20 protein-coding genes are annotated in these 22419 nt (G+C 43.5%); 12 read left to right on the top strand and 8 right to left on the bottom strand.

The window, feature by feature from the left end; translation table 11 throughout:
• Positions 1-44: 44 nt before the first annotated feature.
• Both R8806_RS04255 and R8806_RS04250 read left to right on the top strand, forming a co-directional pair.
• Positions 45-608: an LOG family protein gene (locus R8806_RS04255; RefSeq protein ID WP_151411556.1), complete on the top strand. Its 564-nt coding sequence runs from the start codon at positions 45-47 to the stop codon at positions 606-608.
• A 497-nt stretch (positions 609-1105) separates the two neighbouring features.
• Positions 1106-1546, top strand: coding sequence for a response regulator (locus R8806_RS04250; RefSeq protein WP_124318342.1), 441 nt, complete (start codon positions 1106-1108; stop codon positions 1544-1546).
• Between the two features lie 128 nt (positions 1547-1674).
• Here R8806_RS04250 and R8806_RS04245 read toward each other — a convergent pair whose 3' ends face one another.
• A complete protein-coding gene (locus R8806_RS04245; RefSeq protein ID WP_164720075.1) occupies positions 1675-2622 on the bottom strand; it encodes a transcription antitermination protein NusB in 948 nt (315 codons plus the stop codon).
• Between the two features lie 120 nt (positions 2623-2742).
• Between R8806_RS04245 and recN the strand changes: the two genes are divergently transcribed.
• The 5 genes from recN to R8806_RS04220 all read left to right on the top strand — a co-directional run bounded on the left by recN (position 2743) and on the right by R8806_RS04220 (position 9478).
• Complete coding sequence (gene recN, locus R8806_RS04240; RefSeq protein WP_124318394.1) at positions 2743-4401, top strand: DNA repair protein RecN; 1659 nt, start codon at positions 2743-2745, stop codon at positions 4399-4401.
• Between the two features lie 34 nt (positions 4402-4435).
• Positions 4436-5272, top strand: coding sequence for an enoyl-ACP reductase FabI (locus tag R8806_RS04235; RefSeq protein ID WP_124318231.1), 837 nt, complete (start codon positions 4436-4438; stop codon positions 5270-5272).
• An 86-nt stretch (positions 5273-5358) separates the two neighbouring features.
• Complete coding sequence (locus tag R8806_RS04230; RefSeq protein WP_087420296.1) at positions 5359-5931, top strand: 3'-5' exonuclease; 573 nt, start codon at positions 5359-5361, stop codon at positions 5929-5931.
• Between the two features lies 1 nt (position 5932).
• Entirely contained in the window at positions 5933-7474 is a 1542-nt protein-coding gene (gene dnaB / locus R8806_RS04225) for a replicative DNA helicase (protein WP_027200254.1), read from the top strand.
• A 195-nt stretch (positions 7475-7669) separates the two neighbouring features.
• On the top strand, positions 7670-9478 hold the full coding sequence (locus R8806_RS04220) for an LTA synthase family protein (protein ID WP_124317873.1): 1809 nt from the start codon (positions 7670-7672) through the stop codon (positions 9476-9478).
• Positions 9479-9603: 125 nt separating this feature from the next.
• On the opposite strand, the gene R8806_RS04215 is transcribed toward R8806_RS04220, so the two are convergent.
• The 4 genes from R8806_RS04215 to R8806_RS04200 all read right to left on the bottom strand — a co-directional run bounded on the left by R8806_RS04215 (position 9604) and on the right by R8806_RS04200 (position 14165).
• Positions 9604-10794: a metallophosphoesterase gene (locus R8806_RS04215; RefSeq protein WP_124317872.1), complete on the bottom strand. Its 1191-nt coding sequence runs from the start codon at positions 10792-10794 to the stop codon at positions 9604-9606.
• Positions 10795-10800: 6 nt separating this feature from the next.
• A complete protein-coding gene (locus R8806_RS04210) occupies positions 10801-11457 on the bottom strand; it encodes a carbohydrate-binding family 9-like protein (RefSeq protein WP_124317871.1) in 657 nt (218 codons plus the stop codon).
• Positions 11458-11521: 64 nt separating this feature from the next.
• The gene (locus tag R8806_RS04205) at positions 11522-13192 is read right to left on the bottom strand and encodes a formate--tetrahydrofolate ligase (RefSeq protein WP_124317870.1); all 1671 of its coding nucleotides are present in this window, start codon (positions 13190-13192) and stop codon (positions 11522-11524) included.
• Positions 13193-13277: 85 nt separating this feature from the next.
• Complete coding sequence (locus tag R8806_RS04200; protein WP_087420290.1) at positions 13278-14165, bottom strand: coiled-coil domain-containing protein; 888 nt, start codon at positions 14163-14165, stop codon at positions 13278-13280.
• A gap of 195 nt (positions 14166-14360) precedes the next feature.
• Between R8806_RS04200 and R8806_RS04195 the strand changes: the two genes are divergently transcribed.
• Entirely contained in the window at positions 14361-15641 is a 1281-nt protein-coding gene (locus R8806_RS04195) for a DUF2851 family protein (RefSeq protein WP_124318382.1), read from the top strand.
• A 7-nt stretch (positions 15642-15648) separates the two neighbouring features.
• Here the strand turns inward: R8806_RS04195 and R8806_RS04190 are convergent, their stop codons facing one another.
• The gene (locus tag R8806_RS04190) at positions 15649-16011 is read right to left on the bottom strand and encodes a hypothetical protein (RefSeq protein WP_151411555.1); all 363 of its coding nucleotides are present in this window, start codon (positions 16009-16011) and stop codon (positions 15649-15651) included.
• 6 nt (positions 16012-16017) lie between these two features.
• Positions 16018-16668, bottom strand: a complete 651-nt coding sequence (locus tag R8806_RS04185) for a hypothetical protein (protein ID WP_124317804.1) — start codon at positions 16666-16668, stop codon at positions 16018-16020.
• Between the two features lie 234 nt (positions 16669-16902).
• Between R8806_RS04185 and R8806_RS04180 the strand changes: the two genes are divergently transcribed.
• The 4 genes from R8806_RS04180 (at position 16903) to thiE (ending at position 20721) form a co-directional block, all read left to right on the top strand.
• Positions 16903-17796, top strand: coding sequence for a Fic family protein (locus tag R8806_RS04180; protein ID WP_124317805.1), 894 nt, complete (start codon positions 16903-16905; stop codon positions 17794-17796).
• 147 nt (positions 17797-17943) lie between these two features.
• Entirely contained in the window at positions 17944-19128 is a 1185-nt protein-coding gene (locus R8806_RS04175; RefSeq protein WP_124317806.1) for a carboxypeptidase-like regulatory domain-containing protein, read from the top strand.
• Between the two features lie 173 nt (positions 19129-19301).
• The gene (thiM, locus tag R8806_RS04170) at positions 19302-20096 is read left to right on the top strand and encodes a hydroxyethylthiazole kinase (protein WP_124317807.1); all 795 of its coding nucleotides are present in this window, start codon (positions 19302-19304) and stop codon (positions 20094-20096) included.
• Positions 20097-20103: 7 nt separating this feature from the next.
• Complete coding sequence (gene thiE, locus R8806_RS04165) at positions 20104-20721, top strand: thiamine phosphate synthase (RefSeq protein ID WP_124317808.1); 618 nt, start codon at positions 20104-20106, stop codon at positions 20719-20721.
• Between the two features lie 244 nt (positions 20722-20965).
• Here the strand turns inward: thiE and R8806_RS04160 are convergent, their stop codons facing one another.
• Positions 20966-22312 carry a sodium-dependent transporter gene (locus R8806_RS04160; RefSeq protein WP_151411554.1) on the bottom strand — a complete coding sequence of 449 codons (1347 nt, stop codon included), beginning with the start codon at positions 22310-22312 and terminating at the stop codon, positions 20966-20968.
• Positions 22313-22419 lie beyond the last annotated feature (107 nt).

Here is a 22419-nt window from a genome sequence, read left to right as displayed (position 1 = left end):
TTGTTTTATGAAATGAATAACTTGCAACCTGTAACTTTTAATCTATGAAAATTTGTGTGTTTTGTGCATCGTCAGAGAGTGTCGATAACGTGTATTTTAAGGCCGCGGCTGATTTGGGGAAAGAGATCGTGACACGGGGATGGGGGTTGCTGTATGGCGGAACAAATTGCGGGTTGATGCGTGAGGTGTCCGACGCCGTGAAGAATGGTGGGGGAGAGGTGACCGGGATCATTCCGCAATGCATCGTGGACCGGGGTGTTTCGGCAGAAGGTATTTCCGAATTAATCGTGGCTCCCGACATGAAAGAACGAAAGAGCATGATGCGTGAAAAAGCAGATGCTTTTATCGCTTTACCCGGGGGATGGGGAACGCTGGAAGAGATCACGGAAGTGATTACCTTGAAACAGCTTGGAATACATAATAAACCAATTATTTTCCTTAATACGAACGATTTTTACGAGTATTTTTTCCTTTTTATCAATAATATTCGTAAGGAAGGATTCGTGTCGAAGGCCTATGATGGGTTGTATGTCGTCGTAAGTACGGTGGAAGAGGCTGTGGAGTATATCGAGAATTATCAGGCTAAAGATTTTTCAAGTAAATATTAAAAAAAACTTGTTTTTTAAATATTTATATTCTATATTTACAAAGCTAATATAGCGTATGAGTTGACTATTGTAGTGATACAAAAGTTTGGTTAGTTTAGTTTAGAATGTAAAGGGTGGCTTTTGTCACCCTTTATTTATTGGGATAAAATAGGTGATCTGTTAATTAATGTTTTGTGTGGTAAGTGTGAATGGGTCCTATTTCGTTAGTTATTCTTTTGGTTTTCAGTATACTCTCACTAGTGTTGCGTGCGTAACTATTCGATAAGTATTCGATAAGTTAACGATAACTTACCGAGGCGGGGACGGTAACTTCCAGTTGATTTGTACCCGATATTTAATGATGCTAGGCGTGAGACTACGGTGAGACAATGTTGAAATAGGTCGGGGTGTCCGGATTTCTATTTTCTAAAAATTCTCATAATTTTATCATATTTGAATTCTTTATATTAGAAAAATAAAACTTTCCTTTGTTGAAAGAATAACTAAATACGTGAGATATGAAAATTAAGATTTTGTATGCGGAAGATGATGAGTTTACACGGAAATTTGAAATTAGGCGTTTAAAAGAGTGTGGATTTAACGTATCCTCGGTTGAGGATGGACAGAAAGCTTGGGACGAATATCAAAAAGGTCGTTATGATTTATTACTTCTAGATGGAGATATGCCGAAAATGCAAGGGGAAGAAGTGATGCGTCTTGTTAGGGAAGCGGGAGATGATATTGCCATCGTGATGTATAGCAGCCTGCCGGATTACAGCCTTTTGAATGAGGGGGTTGATGAGTGTATTGATAAAGGAACTCGTAACTCGCAAGAAGTGGAATGGCGTATCAAGACGGCATTTCGACGTTCTCAGGAAAGAAAGGAAATGAATCGCTTGAAAACACCAAAGACAGAAAAACGGAAAACATTCTGGGATAGATTCAAACGAAATTCATGAACAGAAAAGGAGTAACCCAAAAGTTGAATTTGTGAAATGGCTACGGCCTCTAACCCTCGTTACACGGGAGGAAAATCGCCCGGTAATCAGCTCTCCCCCTGTGTAAGGGGGAGCTGGAGGGGGTAGTATTACTCCATCAAACCTCGACCGACTTTTCTGATTTCATTCTTTTCTTTCAGAAGAGCCACGGTTTTGTCGAGAACACCATTAATAAACCCGCTACTTTTCGGGGAACAATAGTTCTTGGAGATCTCGATATACTCGTCCAGAGTCACCTTCACGGGGATAGAGGGGAAATATTTCAGCTCGCAGATTGCCGCATCCATGATGAGTTTATCCATGTCGGAAATACGGTCGAGTTCCCAGTTGGTAGTGAACTGATCCACTAATTCCAAGTTTTCCTTCATGTCGAGAATGGACTTCCGGAACAGGGTTTTCGCAAAACTCAAGTCTTCTTCCTCGTTATATAAGGAGATAAAGAAAACGGTGTCTTCTGAATAGCTTTCTTTCATATTCTTCACCGTTTTGTACACGATGCTCAACACGAGTTCGAAATCGTCATTCCAGAAAATATTCTTTTCTTCCATGGCTTGGTCGAAATCTTCATCTTCCGCGATTAATTCCGAGATCATGTCAAGCACGAGTTTCTTGTGATCCTCGTAAGTCACGTTGGGTTTGGACATGTAAAGCTTGAAAAAATCCATTTCCATCATGCGGTCATGCAGCAAGGCGACCACGTCTTGACACTCGTTCAAAGAAACCAGATTCGTGGAAACATAGGTCTTGAATTTTCGGTTATTGGCAATTTGATTGATTACCGGGTTGTCAATAAAGCGGGTGTTCGGGTTTAACTCTCTTTGTGATGCAAGTTTCCGATTACGGGCAGCATCTATTTTTAAAAATGCACGACGTTGGATTTCAGTGATTAAGAGGAAAACGTGGTAGTATAAATCCGTACTTTTGGTTATACTTTTGAACAAATCTCTTTCCACTTCCGTAATTGTCACTCCCTCTTTCTTCGTGTAAGAATATAAAAGCTGTAAAACTTTAATTCTAATTAATCTTCTACTTGTCATTTTATAAAGAACTATATGTTTAAACCGGTGCGCAAAAGTACTAATTAAATTGAAAACGGAAAATTGAAAATGGAAAATTATTAGTACTTTCGCATGATTTATGCAATAAAGGTTGTAGGAATGATAAAGAACATCCATATAGGAAATTACGCTTTGATCGATAAAACGAATATCGAGCTAGAGAAGGGATTTACGATTATTACCGGGGAAACAGGTGCGGGAAAATCCATTTTGTTGGGTGCGATCGGGCTGACGTTGGGACAGCGGGCTGATGTTGCAGCCATTATGGATAAGAACAGAAAATGCGTGGTCGAGATCACGTATGATGTCGTGGGGTACGATTTACAGCAATGGTTTGCTGATAATGACTTGGATTATGATGACGAGGTGGTCGTGAGACGAGAATTGACGGCAGACGGTAAATCGAGGGCGTTTATTAATGATACTCCCGTAAATAACAAATTATTGAAAGAGTTCGGGAGTTTCTTGATCGACGTGCATTCGCAGCATCAGTCCTTACTTATCGGGCAACCGGAATATCAATTGGAAATACTGGATGCTTTTTGCGGTAATCAAGTGTTGTTGAAAGATTACCGGGTAAAATATACCCACCGACAGGGATTGTTGTCAGAATTGACTTCACTAAAACAGCGAGCAAAAGAGGCCGAGCAAGAGGAAGATTATTTGAAATTCCAGTTTAACCAGTTGGATGAAGCCCGTCTGCGAGAAGGAGAACAGCAGGAGTTGGAGGAAGAACTGGCCGTGTTGAATAATGCGGAGAATATTAAATCTGCCTTTTCTGAATCGACGTATGTATTAACGGAATCGGATAATCCCGTTATTCAGGCCTTGAAAGGGGTGAAGAATCGGATGGCGACATTGGAGGGGATCGTGAAAGAGGCTGCCGACTACGAGCAGCGTCTGAGCTCGGTGATTCTCGAACTGGAAGATATTGCCGATGAATCGGAACGAATGGCGGAACGGGTGGAATACAACCCGGCAAGAGTCGACGTGATCAACGAGCGATTGAACGTGATGTATGATTTGCTACACAAGCATCGGTTGGAAAAAGTCGAGGAACTGATCGCTTTAAAAGAGGAGTTAGGGAAGAAGTTGAAAGGAATACAATCCTTTGCGGAACAGATCGAAATATTGGAAAAACAAATCAAGTCCGTGGAGACGGAAATGGATTCGTTGGCGGGTAAGCTACATAAAGCCCGTGTGGCATCGGAGGAGAAATTGAGAGAAGAGATGCGGGGATTGCTGGTGAGCATGGGGATTAAACATGCCGTGTTTAAGGTTATGATCACCCCGTTGGATCATTTTACGACGACGGGAAAAGATGACGTGAGTTTCTTGTTTTCGGCGAACAAGAATCAGGAGCCGGGAGAACTGGTAAAAGTGGCGTCCGGGGGTGAAATCTCGCGGTTGATGTTGTCGCTGAAGTACATCCTGTCCCGCACGAAACAGTTGCCGGTCATTATCTTTGACGAGATTGACACGGGGGTTTCCGGGGAAATCGCTCACCGGATGGCCGAGATGATGAAAGAGATGGCTCGCCGGATGCAGGTGATCAGTATTTCCCATCTGCCCCAGATTGCCGCGGCGGGAGATCACCACTTTAAGGTATATAAAGAAGACGATCAGGTGGGAACAATTTCCCGTATCCGTCGTTTAACAGATGAAGAGCGGGTGGCGGAAATAGCCGGAATGATCAGCGGGAGTGTTGTCAGTGATGCGGCGTTGGAGAATGCCCGGTTGCTACTCGGTCAATTTTAATAGTAGAAAGAATTTTTTAATTTAATACAGTTTTATGAGTTACAATTTATTGAAAGGAAAAAAAGGGATAATATTCGGTGCGTTGAATGAGATGTCCATCGCGTGGAAAGTGGCGGAGAAATGTTTGGAAGAGGGGGCCGAGATCGTGTTGACGAACACTGAATTATCTATCCGGATGGGACAGATCAAGGATTTCGCGGAGAAGAATAATGTTCCATTGATTCCTGCAGATGCAACTAGTGAGGAAGATTTGGAGCGTTTATTTAAAGGGGCGATGGAATTGTTGGGAGGAAAGATTGATTTTATATTACACTCGGTAGCCATGTCGTTGAACGTGAGAAAAAAACGTCCTTACGATAATCTGGATTACGATTTTTTACAAAAAACATTGGATATTTCGGCTATTTCTTTCCATAAGGTTCTCCAGACGGCGAAGAAATTGGATGCGATTAATGAATGGGGGTCTGTTGTGGCGCTTTCATACGTGGCTGCACAGCGTACCATGTTTGAATATAATGATATGGCGGATGCCAAAGCGATGTTGGAGTCTATTGCCCGTAGTTTCGGGTATATTTACGGACGGGAAAAGCGGGTTCGTGTCAACACGATTTCACAATCCCCGACGGTAACCACGGCTGGTAGCGGTATTAAAGGTTTTGACTCTCTGATTGATTTTGCAGAACGGATGTCCCCGTTGGGAAATGCCTCTGCCGACGAGTGTGCGAATTATTGTATTACCTTGTTCTCTGACTTGACCCGTAAAGTGACCATGCAGAATTTGTTCCACGATGGTGGGTTCTCCAGCATGGGTATGAGTTATCGGGCGATGCACCAGTATAACAAGAGTTTTGAAAACGGCGAAACGAAATAATTTCGGATTTACGATTTATGATTTCAGGTGTAGGCGTGGTAAAGAAAATCATAAATCGTAAGTCATAAATCGTAAATATAGTAAAGATGTTTTTATTTTTTGACACGGAAACGACGGGACTTCCGCAGCGTTGGAATGCTCCCGTGACGGACGTTGATAATTGGCCCCGGTTGGTGCAGCTTGCGTGGATTATGTGTGACGATAAGGGGAATATTATCGAGGAACGTAGCGATATTATTAAACCGGAAGGGTTTTCTATTCCGGTGGAGGCATCCCGTGTACACGGGATTACCACGATAAAAGCCCAAGAGGAAGGGCAAGATTTGTTATCCACCTTGGAGCTGTTTTCGGATAAGATAGATGTGGCCTATGCATTGATCGGGCATAATATCAGTTTTGACGAATGTATTGTGGGGGCTGAATTCGAGCGGAAACGGATGATGACTTCTTTATTTCTGAAACCGAAATACTGTACGATGAAAATGTCCACGAATTATTGTAAATTGCCGGGTGGAAAACAGGGATTCAAATCTCCGAAATTATCCGAGTTACACCAGGTTCTGTTCGGGGAGGGATTCGAGAATGCCCATGATGCTTTGGCGGACGTGCGGGCAACTGTTCGTTGTTTCTGGAAATTGAAAGAGTTAAAAGTGATTTAATATGGCGAAGAAACCGGAGTATAATTACAAGTCATTACAAACCGAATACGGGAAAATGCCACCGCAGGCCGTGGATCTGGAGGAGGCTATCTTGGGATCTCTGATGTTGGAGAAGGATGCGTTTATTACCGTGAGTGACTTCTTGAAACCGGAATGTTTTTATAAGGAGGCACATCAAAAGATATACAGGGGAATTCAAAACCTTTCCTTGAATAACGAACCGGTGGATATTCTTACCGTGAGCGAGGAGATGAAACGTTTGGGGGAACTGGAAGAGATCGGGGGATATTACTATCTGGCTCAACTGACTTCGAAGGTGGCATCCGCGGCTCATATCGAGTTCCACGCCCGTATTGTGGTGCAGAAATATATTCAGCGGGAATTGATTCGGGTTTGTACCGACATTCAGAACAAGGCATACGACGAGGCAACAGACGTGGCCGACTTGGTGGATATGGCCCAAAAGCAGGTGTTCGAGATTGCCGAGGGAAATATAAAGAAAGAGACAACGGCTATTAATGCTTTAATTGATGAAGCGATCAAGGGAATCGAGATTGCCGGTAAACGTGCAGATGGATTGAGTGGGGTTCCTTCCGGGTTCAACGCTTTGGATGAAGTGACTTCCGGTTGGCAGCCTTCCGATCTCGTGATTATTGCCGCCCGTCCCTCTATGGGTAAAACGGCATTCGTGTTGTCCATGACCCGGAATATGGCGGTGAACCATAACCAGCCCATCGCATTATTCTCTTTGGAGATGTCTTCGGTGCAGTTAGTGAACCGTCTGATTGCTAGCGAGACCGAGTTGGGTTCCGAGAAAATACGTAATGGTAAGTTAAGCGAGGAAGAGTGGCAACAGTTACACTCGAAAATTAAAGCCTTGATCAAGGCCCCGATATACGTGGATGATACCCCGGCCCTCTCTATATTCGAGTTGAGGGCCAAGTGTCGCCGTCTGCAACAAAGATATGGAATCAAGGTGTTGATTATCGACTATTTGCAGTTGATGACTGCCGGGGCGGATATGCGGGGAAACCGGGAACAGGAGGTAAGTATGATTTCGCGGCAGTTGAAGATTATTGCCAAGGAATTAAATATACCGGTGATCGCCTTGTCCCAGTTGAATCGTGGGGTTGAGCAGCGTACGGGTGATGCCAAGAAACCGATGTTGTCTGACTTGCGTGAATCCGGGGCCATCGAGCAGGATGCCGATATGGTGCTTTTCATTCACCGTCCGGAACGTTACGGGATCATGGAGGATAGTATGGGAAACAGCTTGAAAGGGATTGCCGATATTATTATAGCCAAGCATCGTAACGGTGCGGTAGGGGAGATTCAGTTGCGGTTCCGTAACGAGTTGGCACAATTCTGTGATTTGGAAGAAGTTTCTCCGTTTGCATCGGGAGGTTCTACCGTAAAGACGGTTACTTTCGGCTCCCGGATGAACGAGGATGCGGCTCCACAAATGCCACAATTGGATTCCGATTTCCAAGAGGGAGGCAAGAGTTTCGAGAATCCGGCGAATAGTAGTAAAGCACCGTTTTAATAATTGAAAATGGAGAATTGAATATGAAAAATAAACTCCCTCCCCCCTTCGGGGTACTCCCTCTATAAACAGAGGGAGAGTTGAGTTACTCTTCATTTTTGGGAAGAGTCACCAGCTCCTCCTCTGTTTATAGAGGAGGTGGCAGCGAAGCTGACGGAGGAGTTTAATCTAAAATTTTAAATCTAAAATTAATCTATGCGTGATAAATTACTGTTTTTGCTGAAATACTATCTCTTTTGGATTGTATTTTCATGGGTGGCCAAGGTGGTGTTCTTGATATATCAATACAAGGAGACGGTCACTCTTACCGGACATGATTACATGATGATCTTTGCCAAAGGGTTCCGCATGGATCTTTCGTTTGGCGGATACGTGATTTTGTTGTCCTGTGTTCTGATGGCAATAGGTGTCTTTTTATCCGCAAAAATATTGAAACGTATTTTCTCCTGCCTGACGCTTTTGCTTTTAGTGGTATCGAGTCTGATTATCGTGGGAGATCTGGAATTATTCAAAAATTGGGGGTATCACATGGATGCAACTCCCTTGTTTTACTTGAAGACACCCGGAGAGGCGATGGCCTCAACTCCGACGGGGTTGATTCTGTTGCTCTTGTTACTCTATGCAGTCATGGTGGCTGTTTTTTACGCGATTTACCGCCGTTGGGTGGCCAAGACTCTTCGTACGGACAGACGAGAGGCATTATGGCATGGTGTCGTATATCTTATTTTAGGTGGTGTTGCGTTTATTCCCGTGAGAGGCGGTTTCAACGTGGCCCCAATGAACGTGAGTTTCGTGTTTTTCAATAACAAAAATATGTATGCGAATCAGGCTGCGGTCAATCCGGTATGGAACTTCCTGTACGAGGTAATGCATATTGACAAGGTAAAGGGAAATTATGCTTTTATGCCAGAAGAAAAGGCTCAACAGTTGGTGGATAGCGTGTATGTGGAAACGGGAGATTATCCTAGGGTATTGAAAACCGATAAACCTAACGTGGTGGTACTCTTGTTGGAAACATTCACGTTAAACGCTTGGGACGCCATGCCGAATTTACAAGCAATAGCCAAGGAAGGGATATTTTTCTCTAATATATACGCAACCGGAAATCGTTCAGACCGGGGTATATTGGGGGTGATCAGTGGTTTCCCCGCTTATCCGAATGCATCCATGTTGAAATACCCGAACAAGACTTATGAACAACCCCGTTTCCCTCTGAATTTTGAGGCAGAAGGATACTCTACTCGTTTTTATTATGCGGGGGATCTCAATTTTGGCGGATTCCGTTCTTACGTGACCATGAGTTTTCAGGGTACAGTTACCGAGGATGATTTTTCGGGAGAGGCTATCGAGAACCGTTTCAAATGGGGGGTACATGACGGGTATATGCTTGATCGTCTTTACGAAGATTTGCGAATTGCCCAAGTACCGTTCATGTATATGGCGTTTACTATGAGTAGTCACGAACCCTTTATCGTTCCTATGGAGACAAAGATTCCGGGAGACGATAGCGGTTCCAAGTTGAAGAATGCGATTGCGTACACGGATCAATGTCTGGGAGAATTCTTTGAAAAGTGTAAGAAATCGGGGCTTTGGGATAATACCTTATTCGTGCTGGTAGCCGATCATGGAACCCGTCACGTGGGGAATTTACAACCTCATTTGCCGGAGGCTTATCGAATTCCGATGATCTTCACGGGAGGAGCGATGAACGTGCAGGATTCCGTGGTCAATACATTGGGATCTCAGACCGATATGGTGGCAACATTGTTTGCCCAGTTGGGAATGGATGCCTCGGCATTCCATTATAGCAAGAATTTGCTTGATCCTACGGCGGTGCCTTTTGCTTTTTATGCTTATTCCAATGCTGCAGCAGTGGTGACGAATAACGGGGCATACATCTATGATCTGAAAACAAAAAAGCCGATAGGACCTAACACGAATCCCCAAGATGGAGAGTTATTGAAAGCTTATTTACAGGTAGTCGATCGGGATTTCAAGAAATGAATCAAGGGGGAGAGGGGGCAAAAGTCATCCCAGTATATTCTTTCAGATCATCTAGAACGATGTGGACCAGTTGTTGCGAGGTGTCGCAAGGGTTGGATTTGATAATCTTTGCCGAGAAAATTTCATTATTTACAATTGTTGGTTAGCTTGATTAAGGTGATTTCCGGTCTTTGGCCGATACGTCCAGCGAATCCCAGATAACCAACTCCCCGGGAAACGTACAATTGTTGGCCGTTTGCTGTATACAGTCCGTTATACTCCGGGTAGACGTACACTGCCGGGCTCCACCGGAAACTGCCGATGGTGATTCCCAGTTGCATGGCGTGCGTGTGACCTGCCAGCATGAGGTCCACGGGATAATTTAGTACCTCGTGTCGCCAGTGAGACGGGTCGTGAGAAAGGAGAATGACGGGATAACCGTCTGTCCCTTCCAAGGCTTGAGCTAATTTGCCAAAACAAGGGAAGGGGGGAAGTCCCCAGTTTTCAACCCCGGCCAAATAAAGCGTATCCTTTGCGATGACGAGCGGGACATTCGTGTTATTCAGCATCGTGAAATCAGCCCGTTTCATATTTTTGAAAAACTGTTTCAGGTTATTCTCTTGGTCTGTTTTCGAGGGCCACTTCACGTAAGTACCGTAATCATGGTTCCCGGTCGTGGCATATTTGCCGTATTTGGCTTTTAATTTTTTTAAGGTTTCGATCCAAGGGGTCATTTCCGAGGCAAAACTATTTACCATGTCTCCGGTAAACACGATCAAGTCGGGATTTAACCGGTTTACTTCATCCACGAGTTTCGTGATTCCGGGATAGTGTTCCCCGTAACTTCCCAAGTGTAAATCGGTTAGTTGTACGATGCGAAAATCATTGAAGGCGTCGGGTAGAGTTTTGATACACACGGTCTCCCGCTCAATTTTGTAGTTGTACCTGTACCACGTGATCCCGTTCAATATAACAATAAAAGAGGCTAGAGCTATACCTAGAGCCAGTCTGTTCACGATTCTGGCAGCCGGAATGCATTTAGCCTTCCTCAATAAGATAGAGAAAGCATTTACAATGATATACAAAGTCTTGGGAGTATAGAACAGCAAGATGATAGAGATGCATTTTTCTACCCAGAAATAGGCTTCCGGACCTTTTAGAGTTGGGATAAACAAGTGATACCACACGATACAAGCCACGAAAAACAAGGAGTGCAGCCAGAATAAATACGAGCATATTTTCCGCTTGAAATAACGTCTGATCTGTAAAAATAGGAGCGAGTCATTCAGCAACACGCAGAAAATTCCAGCTATCAGTATGAATAATCCTGTTTTCATGGTTAGTTATTTAAAAATAAGTGTTCCGAAAAATTCCGGTCGATGGAAATCCGGTTTTTCCGTTGGAATCGGGTTCCACGTGACAAAGTGAGGGTGGGGAAGTTTGTTCCCGCATTTATGAATATTTCCCCTGATCGTGGCTCCGGAAGTGGGAATAAAAGTGTGTTTGAAAAAAGCCGTGTGAGGGAATCTGATAATCAGTGACCATTGATAAAAAGCTTCATCCTGATTCTCATTGTTAAATTTTATGGTAGAATCCCTGAGAATGGTGGTACTTATTTGCATTGGCATTAGGCTGCGATTCTCTCTACCCGTACCGTAAGCGCATAAGATTGTACCGATCGCATTGATTTCAATATTGTAGTATCCGTCCCCATCTTCCAATTGGATGAAAAGTTCCACGCAGGAATCTTCCCACACGTGTCCGCAATCCGTGATTTCCGTGGCTCGGAATTCATTTTCATGCACGTCAAATTTCAAGAAAATGTGCTGTTCGTTATAAGCAATCCGGAAATGGATGTCCGGGCGATAAGGGTAAGTATCCGGCCAGTTTACTTCCTTCAAGGTGATACGATTACACTCCCGGTCTAGATGGTAGCTTAACACTTGTAGCGTTTCGTTACTTGCATACGGGGGGAACTTGACAATATCAATGGTATCCATGGCTTAGAACGAAAATGAGACGTGTCAGGAGGAACCTTCCTGACACGTCAGTTTTAAAATTTATTTAGAACAATCCGGTGATCTTACCGTTGTTATCTATGTCAATTTTTTCGGCAGCGGGAATATCCGGTAAACCGGGCATTCTCATGATGCTACCCGTGATCGGGATGATGAATCCGGCTCCGGATGCAATCTCGATCTGGCGTACCGTTACCACGAAATCTTTCGGACGGCCGAGTAATTTCGGGTTGTCCGACAATGATTTCTGTGTTTTGGCGATACAAACCGGGAGTTTATCCAAGCCCAAGTCCATCACTTTCTTCAAGTCGGATTTAGCCTCTGCTGTGTAGTCAATAGCGGCTGCACCGTACAATTCTTTGGCAATGGTTTCAATCTTCTTTTCAACACTCCATTCCCAATCGTACAATGGTTTCATGCTACAAGTACATTGTTCTGCCACCTTGGCAACCAGACGTGCCAGATTTTCCGCACCTTCACCGCCTTTTGCCCATACCTCGGCAACTTCCATGGGAACGTCAAGCTCTTTACATTTCTCGGCAAGGAATGTAATTTCCTCGTCTGTATCTGTAACGAATTTATTGATGGCAACAACAGGGCAGATATTGAATTTCTTCATATTCTCGACCTGTTTTTCCAAGTTGGCCACTCCTTTCTTCAAGGCTTCTAAGTTCGGTTCTTTCAATTGGTCCAGTTTGGCTCCCCCGTGATATTTCAATGCCCGAACGGTGGCCACCATGACAACAGCACTGGGTTTTAAACCGGCTTTCACACACTTGATGTCGAAGAATTTCTCCGCACCGAGGTCAAAACCGAATCCGGCCTCAGTCACCACGTAGTCGGAGAGAGTTAGTCCCATGCGGGTAGCGATGATCGAGTTGGTTCCTTGGGCGATATTCGCGAAGGGACCACCATGTATGATGGCCGGGTTGCCTTCCAAAGTTTGTACCAAATTCGGTTTGATTGCATCCTTTAATAAGGCCGCCATTGCACCGTGTGCGTGTAGATCCCGGGCGTAAATTGGTTTCTTGTCGAAGGTGTAACCGATAAAGATGTTACCCAGTCTGTTTTTCAGATCCTCGAAATCATCCGACAAGCAAAGAATGGCCATCACCTCGGATGCCGCAGTAATGTCGAATCCGGTTTCCCGCGGGATTCCGGCTGACGTACCACCCAAGCCTACGATAATATGGCGTAAGGAACGGTCATTCATGTCCATCACCCGTTTCCAAGTTACTGTACGAGGATCAATATTCAAAGAATGTGTTTTACTTTGAATGTTATTGTCGATAAGGGCAGATAGCAGGTTATGAGCTTTTTCGATAGCACCGAAATCACCCGTGAAGTGCAGGTTGATGTCTTCCATTGGAACGACTTGAGAGTAACCACCACCGGTGGCACCGCCTTTGATACCGAATACCGGACCAAGAGAGGGTTCACGTAGTACGACCGTTGCTTGTTTTCCTATCCGGTTCAATCCTTCCGTAAGACCAATGGAGATTGTTGTTTTACCCTCTCCGGCAGGAGTTGGTGATATGGCAGATACAAGTACCAATTTTTTGCCGTCTATCTTTGATTTATCAATCAAACTTAACGGTAATTTGGCTTTATATCTTCCATAAGGTTCCAATAAATCTCTGTCTATGCCTAATTTATCTGCAATCTCGTAAATCGGTTTTATCTCGATCGAGTTTGCAATTTCAATATCTGTTTTCATGTTTATTAATTTTAGTTTCAAATTCCAAGTTACAAGTTCTAGGTTAATTTAGTTTACTGATTTTCTTGTAACTTGTTTCATTTTTTTATTTTAAAATAAATTTAAGTGTACCGATTTGTTGATTATCCGAGAACAGATCGGCCACGTATTCTCCTTTCGTCAGACTACCGTCATTCGGCCAATAGATGGCAACATCCAATTTTTCTCCCTCGTACGTGATCTCTCTTCTGGCAGAATAGGTCAGGGAGGCATTCTGGAATTTAAAGAATGATTTGCTGGATGCAGCCAGTACTTCACCATCCGGACGAGTAATCCGCAAGTAGATCATTCTAGGACCTCGTTTTGCCGTGATGTTACGGGAAATGGTGAAGTCTGCCTTTAATTGGAAACACTTTTTCAACGTGGTTTCCTTGTCTCTTTTGTTGATCGGGTAAATGTGGAAGTTTTCGACGGCCAGCGTGTTGGCTTTTTCAAGTGTCTCTTCCATTTTTTCTGTCTTCTTTTCTAAGGTCTTATTGCGTTCGCGTACCCAGTCCATCTGTTTCTTCACCTCTTTGTTTTCGGCAAGGAGCTTTTGATTCAGTTGGTTCAGCGAGTCGATTTGTACCACGTAACTTCTTAAAACGGTTTTTAAAGTTCCGATCTCGCGTTTGTAACGATTAATTTCAGCGTAAGAATCATTTCGGAATTTTTTCATTTTATCCATCAACGTGGCAATCTTTTCTTGCTCGTGTACGAGCTTGGCGTTTAACGTGTCGTTGTCTGTTTTCAGGTTATCGTAGTGGTGGCTCAAATCGGTCAATTCTTGCTGCAATTCCTCTTTCTCGGCCGTAATAGCAATCATATTTTCCCTGTTCTCCTTTTTCTCCACGAGGAAGAACACGAAGAGTACAATTAAAACTGCGGACAACACCCCGATAATTATCATTAACGTCTTATCTTTCTTGCTTTTAGTTAAATTCTCATTTTCCATATTCGTTTCCTGTTTTATGTTATAGTCAAAGCTTGGTTATTCTTTTCAACAAATATAAGTATAAAACGTTATAGAAAGGAGAAAGGATTAGAATTTATAAAAATTTAGCACTTGTTTATTTGTAAAAAAGTGCGTAATATTGTGAATGGCGTTTTTAGGGTCTGAAATATTCATATCAATTAACAAGTGAATTTTATGACAGAAGAGTTTTTGCAGTATGTATGGGCGAATTCGCTTTTCACGAGTACGGTGTGTGTGTCAACCAAGGGGAAAAGAGTAGAGATTTTGAATGTCGGTTTTCAGAATCGGGATGCCGGACCGGATTTCTTTAATGCTAAGGTGCGTATCAATAATGTCGTGCAAGTGGGAAACGTGGAGATTCATCAGAAAGGAAGTGATTGGTTCCGTCATGCTCACGAAAAGGATTCGGCCTATAATAATGTTATTCTCTCCGTGGTGGGTGAGGCAGACATGGAAGTATACGATTCTCGTGGCCGAGAAATTGATGCGATCACCCTAGTCTATGATAATCGGCTATGGGATGAGTATGTTTTCATGCAGGGAGTACCTGTTGAACCCCGTTGTCATCGACACTTGAAAAAGATTGATTCGACCCGCTTGGAAATGTTGTTCACGGGGTATGCGATCGAGCGGTTGGAACGTAAATGTAAAGATATTCAGGTGATGTTGCGGGAAACTAAAAATGATTGGGAGGAATGTTTCTACCGGATGTTGGTACGGTATTGGTCTGGGAACGTGAACGCTGATGTTTTCGCCCAGTTGGCTCAAAACTTATCTTACAAAAAAGTGGTTCGTAGTAGCGAATCTCTTTTCCGGGTGGAGGCGTTGCTTTTAGGATATGCCGGTTTGTTGGTTGACGTGCCGGAAACAGACGAGTATGCCTTTGGTTTGCGGGAGGAGTACGAGTATCAAGCAGCCAAATTCCAACTGGAAGCCATGAATGTTTCTCAATGGAAATTTATGCGGATTCGTCCGCTAGCTTTTCCCACGGTTCGTCTGGCCTTGCTGGCCTCTTTGATGATGCGTTTCAATTTCTTGCTTTCCAGCGTGCTGGATGCCTCGGACGTGTCGGAAATTTATGGTTTACTGGACGTAACCGCCTCTTCTTATTGGGATACTCACTATAAATTAGGAGTGGTTTCCGTGAAACGGGTGAAGAAATTGGGGAATAGCATGAAGAACGTAATTATTATCAATGCATTGATTCCGTTCCTGTTCATTTACGGGAAAGAACGGGGGGAAGAACGATATTGTGATAAGGCGTTACGATGGCTGGAAGAGTTGAGGGCGGAACGTAATCATGTTTCGGAGGCGTGGACCCGTTACGGGGTACAGGTGAATTCCGCTTTGCAGTCCCAAGCTTTGTTACAGGTAAAACGGGAATATTGTGATGCACATCGTTGTCTCCATTGTAAAATAGGAGCGGAAGTCTTCCGTCGGGTAGGAAGAGGTTGATTCGACACTAATTGAGTTCCTGTTTCAGAACATCTGGTAGTTCGATTCCTCGCTTTTCCAAGCTGATAAACCAATCGGATAACTCTTCAGGACGGATCGAGTAGAGGATTTCCCGGAATTGGTCGATTTGTTGGTCATTGAAACTGTCGGAGGGAATACCCCTGTATTGATCGAGTTCTTCATCATCGAAATATTCGATCTTTTCATCTATTTTTTTCAGCCCTTTTTCACAGATGGCATGAGTCCCACAACAATCAGCAGGGGGAACTACGACGGGAGGCTCTTCTGTTTTCGTTTTTGATTTTGAAGAGTATGTAAAAAGGGCAACTATTACTAGTAGCCCTATTATGCTGATAATGATATAAATCATTTTTAATTACCTACTAAGTTCTTTTTTCAGAAGATTTACTTGGTTTGTCAGTTTTTCAACCTCTTGGGTTTTCTTGGTTAACTGGCTCTTGGCGTTTGCTAGCTGTTTTTTTACCCCGGCAATTTCTTTTTCCAAACGGGCAATCTCGCTGTCTTTGAATTTGAGGCTCGATTTGATGTGTTCCACCTCGTTGCTCAATTTGCGGTTGTCCCAGTCAGCGTTGGTTTTATAGTCAGTCAACTGTTTCCGGATTTGGTCCCGTTCCTCGGTTGTCCTTTTTAGTTGAAGTTGTAGTTCTGCCAATTGCCCTTCGCTGCTTTGTACTTTGGATTTCACCTGTTCTGACACGTCCTTTAACTCTGATTTTAAGGCCGATTCCTTGCTTTGTAAAGCACGTAATTGGGTGTTCAGGTCATCAATCTGTTTGTCCTTGGCGGCATTGTTAGCCGTCAACTGATAGCGAACGGCATTGAAGTCATCTTTGAGTTTCTGCATCTCGGATTCCAATGATTTTTTGTCATTCTCCAAAGTTGCCACTTCTCGATCAATGCTCCTTTTCGCTCTGGCTAACTCCTCGTATTTCTTTTTAGAAACACAGGAGGAAAGAAGTAATGTAAATATTAAGATGCCTGATATATAAAATAATCCTTTTCTCATATTTGAAATGTTTTAATTGAACTTTTCTGTTGTCGTGTGACAAAAGTAGTAAATAATTTGTGTATAACAAAGAATGTAGGGGATGCCAGAATCTTAATTTATTGTTAATGAAAGGCGATCTGGTGTATTTTTGAGTGTGATGTGCGATAAACATGGTCTGTTTTTTTGCCGGTAACGGCAAAAACAACTACCTTTGTTTGAAATCTGAATGTAAAACTTGCCGATAATTTTAATATGGAATATATTTCAGTGAATGAATTTGCTAGGAAATACGGTATTTCGGAGCGTACTGCACGTAACTATTGCGCGACCGGGAAGATCGAGGGGGTGTTTTTAACGGGTAAAACTTGGAATATTCCAAAAGCTGCAGGATTGCCCATGCGTAAGTCTTCCCCAATGGAGGTTATGCCATTACTTGCTATATTGCGAGAACAGAAGAAAATGAAGTTGAAGGGGGGCATTTATCATCGTACACAAATAGACCTCACGTATAATTCCAATTACATCGAGGGAAGTCGCTTAACTCACGACCAAACGCGTTACATTTTTGAAACCAACACGATCGGGATAACAGATGAAAGTGTGAACGTGGATGATATTATCGAGACGACCAACCACTTTCGTTGTATTGATCTGATTATTGACCGGGCAGAAGAGCGACTTTCAGAAAAATATATCAAAGAATTGCATTATATTTTGAAATCCGGAACGTCTGACCACCGTAAAGATTGGTTTGCTGTTGGTGATTACAAGCGTTTACCGAACGAGGTGGGCGGAATCTTGACAACACCACCGGAATTGGTACACTATGAAGTTAAAACTTTGTTATTAGAATATAATGCGAAGAAGTCTAAGACTTTCGAGGATATTATTGACTTGCATCAAAGATTCGAGTCCATTCATCCGTTTCAGGATGGTAATGGACGTGTTGGTCGGTTAATCATGTTCAAAGAGTGTCTGGCGAATGGTTTTGTCCCGTTTATCATCACGGAAGAGTTGAAGATGTTCTATTATCGTGGATTGCAGGAATGGAGTCATGTCAGAAACTATTTGCTTGATACGTGCCTTACTGCACAAGATAATTACAAAGAAATTTTAACTGGATTTAGAATCAAGTATTCAAAGTAATCAGCGCTGCTTAGAACTTTGAAGTTACAGGTTGAATCATTTAATTGAAAGGAGCATTGTTTTTAATAACTGCGACTGGTGAACTTGTAACCTGCAACTTTTTTATATCTTTGCAGGGGAAAATTAATTTTGAATAATAGAAATGTTATGAATAAAAAAATACTATCATTAATTATTTTGTTTTTAGGAGTGTTCTCGGTCATGCAAGCTCAGAATGACGGGAAGATTCGGGTGAAAGGTGTTGTACTGGATGAGACAACACGACAGCCTATTGCTTTTGCGAATATCGGGATTATCGGTACTGCAGCGGGAGCAGCCTCGGATATGGATGGTTTGTTTGAGTTGATCGTGTCGGAAAAATTGGCAACTTACATGATGAGAGTGTCTGCGGTGGGATATGCATCTGCAGAGATGAAGGTGTATGAGGCAAGAGATAAAGGGGAGGTGCAAATTTTTCTAAAACCGGTTACTTACGGGATTGGGGAGGTTGACGTGACGGCCGAGTCTCTGGTATTGAAGAAATTACTGGAGAATGTGGTGAAGAATATCGGGAGGAACTATATTCCACGTCCCTATAATTACGAGGGATATTTCGAGTATGGTGTAGAGGTAAACGACGGGGAGAAGAAATTTAAGGAAGCGATCGTGGATATTTATGATAGTGAAGGGTATAAGCGTTCAAACGTGGAGCAAACGTTTAAAGCGTTGAATTATAATTTCTCGCAGGTTCGCCGGAGCGGGGAAAGCGGTTCTGCTGTTGACGGTTTGATCTATTTCGATGATATAATTACGGCAGATATTGTTCGTAATACTCGTAATATACTGGACTTACAAAATTTCCGAGACTTCAAACTGAGAAGTAAAGGAAAATTCATGTATGAAGGGGATTCCGTGCAGATTGTTACTTATGAATGTCTGAAACCTTCCTTGTCAAATTCCGGTACGGCAAACGTAACGAAATTCAGTGGGGAATTGTACGTGGAATTAAAGAGTTTCGCGATTATCAAGAACGTGATGCACGTAACTTCTTCTGCGTTTAACTTGTTGGGACGTAATTTGCTGCTTGCCGGAGATAGTCCCCGTCACGAGGTGATGGCCACAATCACGACGAACTATAAACGTGTTAGTTCATATTATTTCCTTAGTGGCGTAAGTATCGTCTACACTTACAAGGATGGTGGCGACCGGATTAAGGGAGAGATGCAGTACCAAACTACTAAAGTCAGCGTGAACAAGACCACCCCGATTGCCGGAAGAGTCTATTACGAGGAAGTACCCACCGATCACAATTTCTGGGATCGGTACACGATTTACTTGGAGGAAGAAGAATAGATTAATTTTAGATTTAATGATTTTAGATCCCACTGATTTCTTGATTTATGATTTAAGATTAAGTGATTTTTACCTATCAACTAACGCTTTTCTTAATCGTAAATCGCAATTCATAAATTATAAATTAATTGATTCTTTCATTTTCAATTTTCAACTTTCAATTTTCAATTATCATGTTGGATCAAATTTGGGAAAATATCCAGCGGGTGAAGGAAGAATCCCCGCTGGTGCATAATATAACGAATGCCGTGGTGATGAATAACACGGCAAATGCGTTGCTTGCCGCTGGTGCATCACCGATTATGGCACACGCCTTGGAAGAGATTGACGAGATGGTGGCTTTATGTCGTGCCACAGTAATTAATATTGGTACACTGGATCGTTTTACCGTGGAATCCATGAAAGCGGCCATCCGGCGGGCAAACGAAGTGGGGCATCCCGTGGTACTTGATCCCGTGGGAGCCGGGGCCACGAGCTTTCGTAATCAAACGTTGCGGGATATACTGGCAGCCGGAACTCCGACTTTTATACGGGGCAATGCATCTGAGATCATGACTATGGCAGGATTATCAACACAATCCAAGGGAGTGGATAGTTCCGAATCTTCTTTAAATAGCCTTGATGCAGCCAAAGCGTTAAGCCAGCGAGTCGGATGTATCGTTTGCGTTAGCGGGGAGACGGATCTAGTAGTAGAAGGCGATCGGGTAGTATACCTGCATAACGGTTCGCCGATGATGGAGAAAGTGACTGGGTTGGGGTGTACGGCCTCGGCTATTTTGGGGGCGTTTGCTGCGGTTGTAAAGAATCCGTTTATGGCGGCCGTTAGTGCTACTTCTTTCATGGGGGTATGTGGCGAGATTGCCGTGGGGATGTCTCAAGGCCCTGGAACATTGCAACTTCATCTATATGATGTAATGTATAACTTGAGTCGGGAACAATTCATGCAGATTGTACGAGTTTCAGAATAAGAGGAATATGCGAATTTATTTGGTTACGGATGAAGGGTTGTTATTAGGGAAGGACTTGTACCGTACGGTCGAGGCCGCCGTAAAAGGCGGGGTGAGCATGGTACAGTTACGGGAAAAAGAGTCGTCAACCCGAGAATTTATTGAACGGGCAATTCGGTTGAAAGAAGTGTTGACTCCTTACGGGGTCCCTCTGATTATTAATGACCGTGTGGATGTTGCGTTGGCGGCTGATGCTGATGGGGTACACGTGGGACAAAGCGATATGCCCTACGAGATGGTTAAGCGGTTACTGCCGGAAGGGAAAATTATCGGCTTATCCGTGGAATCACCGGAACAGGTGCTGGAGGCCAATGACTATGATTTGGATTACGTGGCAGCAAGTCCCGTGTTTTCAACCACGACGAAAACAAATACTATCGTGGAATGGGGATTGGACGGCTTGCGCTGGATCAGGTCCGTTTCCCGCCATCCGTTAGTTGCCATCGGGGGAATTCATCCCGATAACGTGGCGTCAATATTTCAGGCCGGGGCGGATAGCGTGGCGGTAATCTCGGCGATTGTCTCTGCCGACGATCCGGAACGAGCTGCACGGGAATTATTGGAAAAAAGCGGTGAACTTCACTAATTAATTTTACTATACTAACCCCTGCCTGATGGTTAGGCTATCCTTGCCTTACCTTTAAAATATAATCTAAACATACCATGAACACATCATCAACACTGACCATTGTTGATGATGTGTTCATGGTATGTTGTTGGTATGTACTTGAGGTAGCGAATCCATAGTGTATTGTCCTTGTATTGTCCTGAAAAAGTTTACTGTAAACTTAGTAAACCAATTTTAGGAAACTACATTGTTGAGAGAATAATCAGAATAGTCCCAGCGAGTGTAATAGAATCACGAGGATAAACAGGGGTGCTACATATTTCAGGACGAATATCAACGGTTTCAGTAACCATAGTTTCAATTCTCCATTATTGGTTAATTCCGCTTCCAGTAAACGGCGATCGAATCTCCATCCCACGTAAATGGAGATCAAGATTCCACCCACGGGCAGCAGTATGTTGGAACTGACGTAATCAAATATCCCGAAGACCGACAAGTTGCCGATATGGACTTCTTTTAACGGTCCAAAAGAAAGGGTGCATAAAATTCCGAAGATCGTGACGATTACCGTGGATATGACGGTCGCTTTGCGGCGGCTGATGTGCTTTTCTTCCACGAAAAAGGCAACGATTACTTCCAGAAGGGAAATAGAGGACGTGAGAGCGGCCATGGTTAGCAGGAGAAAGAAAAGAATCGCCCATAGTTGCCCGAAAGCCATGCTTTGGAACACTTGTGGCAACGTGAGGAATACAAGGCCCGGCCCGGAATCCGGTGCAATGTTGAAAGCGAACACGGCGGGAAATATGGCAATTCCTGCCAACACGGCGATCAACGTGTCCGCGCAAATCACTTGCAAGGATATAGAAGTCAGGTTTTCATCTTTTTTGATGTAAGAGGCGTAAGTCAAGAGGACACCCATACCGATTGATAAGGAGAAAAAGGCCTGTCCCAGAGCAGAAAGTACTCCCTGTGAAGTAAGTTCCGAGAACTTGGGTAAGAAAAAAAATTTTATCCCTTCCATGGCCCCATCCAGCGTGCATGCCCGGATTCCGAGTATCAAGATAAGCACGAAAAGGAGGGGCATCATGAGTTTGGTGTATCGTTCGATACCTTTTTTTACTCCTGCCAGCACGATAAAACCGGTGAGAGCCATGAACACGATTTGCCAGAACACGGGTTTATAGGGATTCGTGATAAAGTCCGAAAACATAGTGTTCAAGTCAACATCGGTGCCGACATGAAAAGAGAAGGTGAAAGATTTAAAGACATATTCCAACGTCCAGCCGGCAACCGTCCCGTAAAAGGAGAGAATCATCGTGGCGGCAAGAAGAACCAGTACCCCGAAATAACGCCAGACTGTTTTGGGCTCCAGTCGGTCGAAGGTCCCGAAAGCGTTTCTTCCGGAATAGCGTCCTAGAGCAAATTCCGAAAGCATTACCGGTAATCCTATGGCTACCGTGAAAAATATGTATACCAGAAGAAAGGCACCCCCGCCATTATTCCCTGCCTCGTAGGGAAATTTCCAGATATTTCCCAAGCCGACCGCGGAACCAGCTAGGGCAGCTATTGCCCCGAATTTAGAGCCAAAACTATCTCTCGTGTTGTGCATAAGAAGAAAAAGTTACAAGTTAACAGGTTAAAATTGTAAAGTGCAAGTGAATTACGGTTTACAGGGATTTTAGGTTACGAAATAACGTCATTTTTTAACACTGCATA

Origin of the sequence: Butyricimonas faecihominis, from assembly GCF_033096445.1 — a bacterium.
GTDB classification, from domain to species: domain Bacteria; phylum Bacteroidota; class Bacteroidia; order Bacteroidales; family Marinifilaceae; genus Butyricimonas; species Butyricimonas faecihominis.
The sequence above is the reverse complement of the archived record's forward strand: the minus strand, read 5'-3'. Positions and strand labels throughout refer to the sequence as shown.

Excerpts from the sequence above, each read along its gene's own strand:
- R8806_RS04215 (WP_124317872.1), bottom strand. The coding sequence starts at position 10,794 with ATGAAAACAGGATTATTCATACTGATAGCTGGAATTTTCTGCGTGTTG.
- R8806_RS04195 (WP_124318382.1), top strand. The coding sequence starts at position 14,361 with ATGACAGAAGAGTTTTTGCAGTATGTATGGGCGAATTCGCTTTTCACG.
- dnaB (WP_027200254.1), top strand. The coding sequence starts at position 5,933 with ATGGCGAAGAAACCGGAGTATAATTACAAGTCATTACAAACCGAATAC.
- R8806_RS04255 (WP_151411556.1), top strand. The coding sequence starts at position 45 with ATGAAAATTTGTGTGTTTTGTGCATCGTCAGAGAGTGTCGATAACGTG.
- recN (WP_124318394.1), top strand. The coding sequence starts at position 2,743 with ATGATAAAGAACATCCATATAGGAAATTACGCTTTGATCGATAAAACG.
- R8806_RS04220 (WP_124317873.1), top strand. The coding sequence starts at position 7,670 with ATGCGTGATAAATTACTGTTTTTGCTGAAATACTATCTCTTTTGGATT.
- R8806_RS04230 (WP_087420296.1), top strand. The coding sequence starts at position 5,359 with ATGTTTTTATTTTTTGACACGGAAACGACGGGACTTCCGCAGCGTTGG.
- R8806_RS04205 (WP_124317870.1), bottom strand. The coding sequence starts at position 13,192 with ATGAAAACAGATATTGAAATTGCAAACTCGATCGAGATAAAACCGATT.
- R8806_RS04210 (WP_124317871.1), bottom strand. The coding sequence starts at position 11,457 with ATGGATACCATTGATATTGTCAAGTTCCCCCCGTATGCAAGTAACGAA.
- R8806_RS04180 (WP_124317805.1), top strand. The coding sequence starts at position 16,903 with ATGGAATATATTTCAGTGAATGAATTTGCTAGGAAATACGGTATTTCG.
- R8806_RS04175 (WP_124317806.1), top strand. The coding sequence starts at position 17,944 with ATGAATAAAAAAATACTATCATTAATTATTTTGTTTTTAGGAGTGTTC.
- R8806_RS04250 (WP_124318342.1), top strand. The coding sequence starts at position 1,106 with ATGAAAATTAAGATTTTGTATGCGGAAGATGATGAGTTTACACGGAAA.
- R8806_RS04200 (WP_087420290.1), bottom strand. The coding sequence starts at position 14,165 with ATGGAAAATGAGAATTTAACTAAAAGCAAGAAAGATAAGACGTTAATG.
- thiE (WP_124317808.1), top strand. The coding sequence starts at position 20,104 with ATGCGAATTTATTTGGTTACGGATGAAGGGTTGTTATTAGGGAAGGAC.
- R8806_RS04160 (WP_151411554.1), bottom strand. The coding sequence starts at position 22,312 with ATGCACAACACGAGAGATAGTTTTGGCTCTAAATTCGGGGCAATAGCT.
- R8806_RS04185 (WP_124317804.1), bottom strand. The coding sequence starts at position 16,668 with ATGAGAAAAGGATTATTTTATATATCAGGCATCTTAATATTTACATTA.
- R8806_RS04245 (WP_164720075.1), bottom strand. The coding sequence starts at position 2,622 with ATGACAAGTAGAAGATTAATTAGAATTAAAGTTTTACAGCTTTTATAT.
- R8806_RS04235 (WP_124318231.1), top strand. The coding sequence starts at position 4,436 with ATGAGTTACAATTTATTGAAAGGAAAAAAAGGGATAATATTCGGTGCG.
- thiM (WP_124317807.1), top strand. The coding sequence starts at position 19,302 with ATGTTGGATCAAATTTGGGAAAATATCCAGCGGGTGAAGGAAGAATCC.
- R8806_RS04190 (WP_151411555.1), bottom strand. The coding sequence starts at position 16,011 with ATGATTTATATCATTATCAGCATAATAGGGCTACTAGTAATAGTTGCC.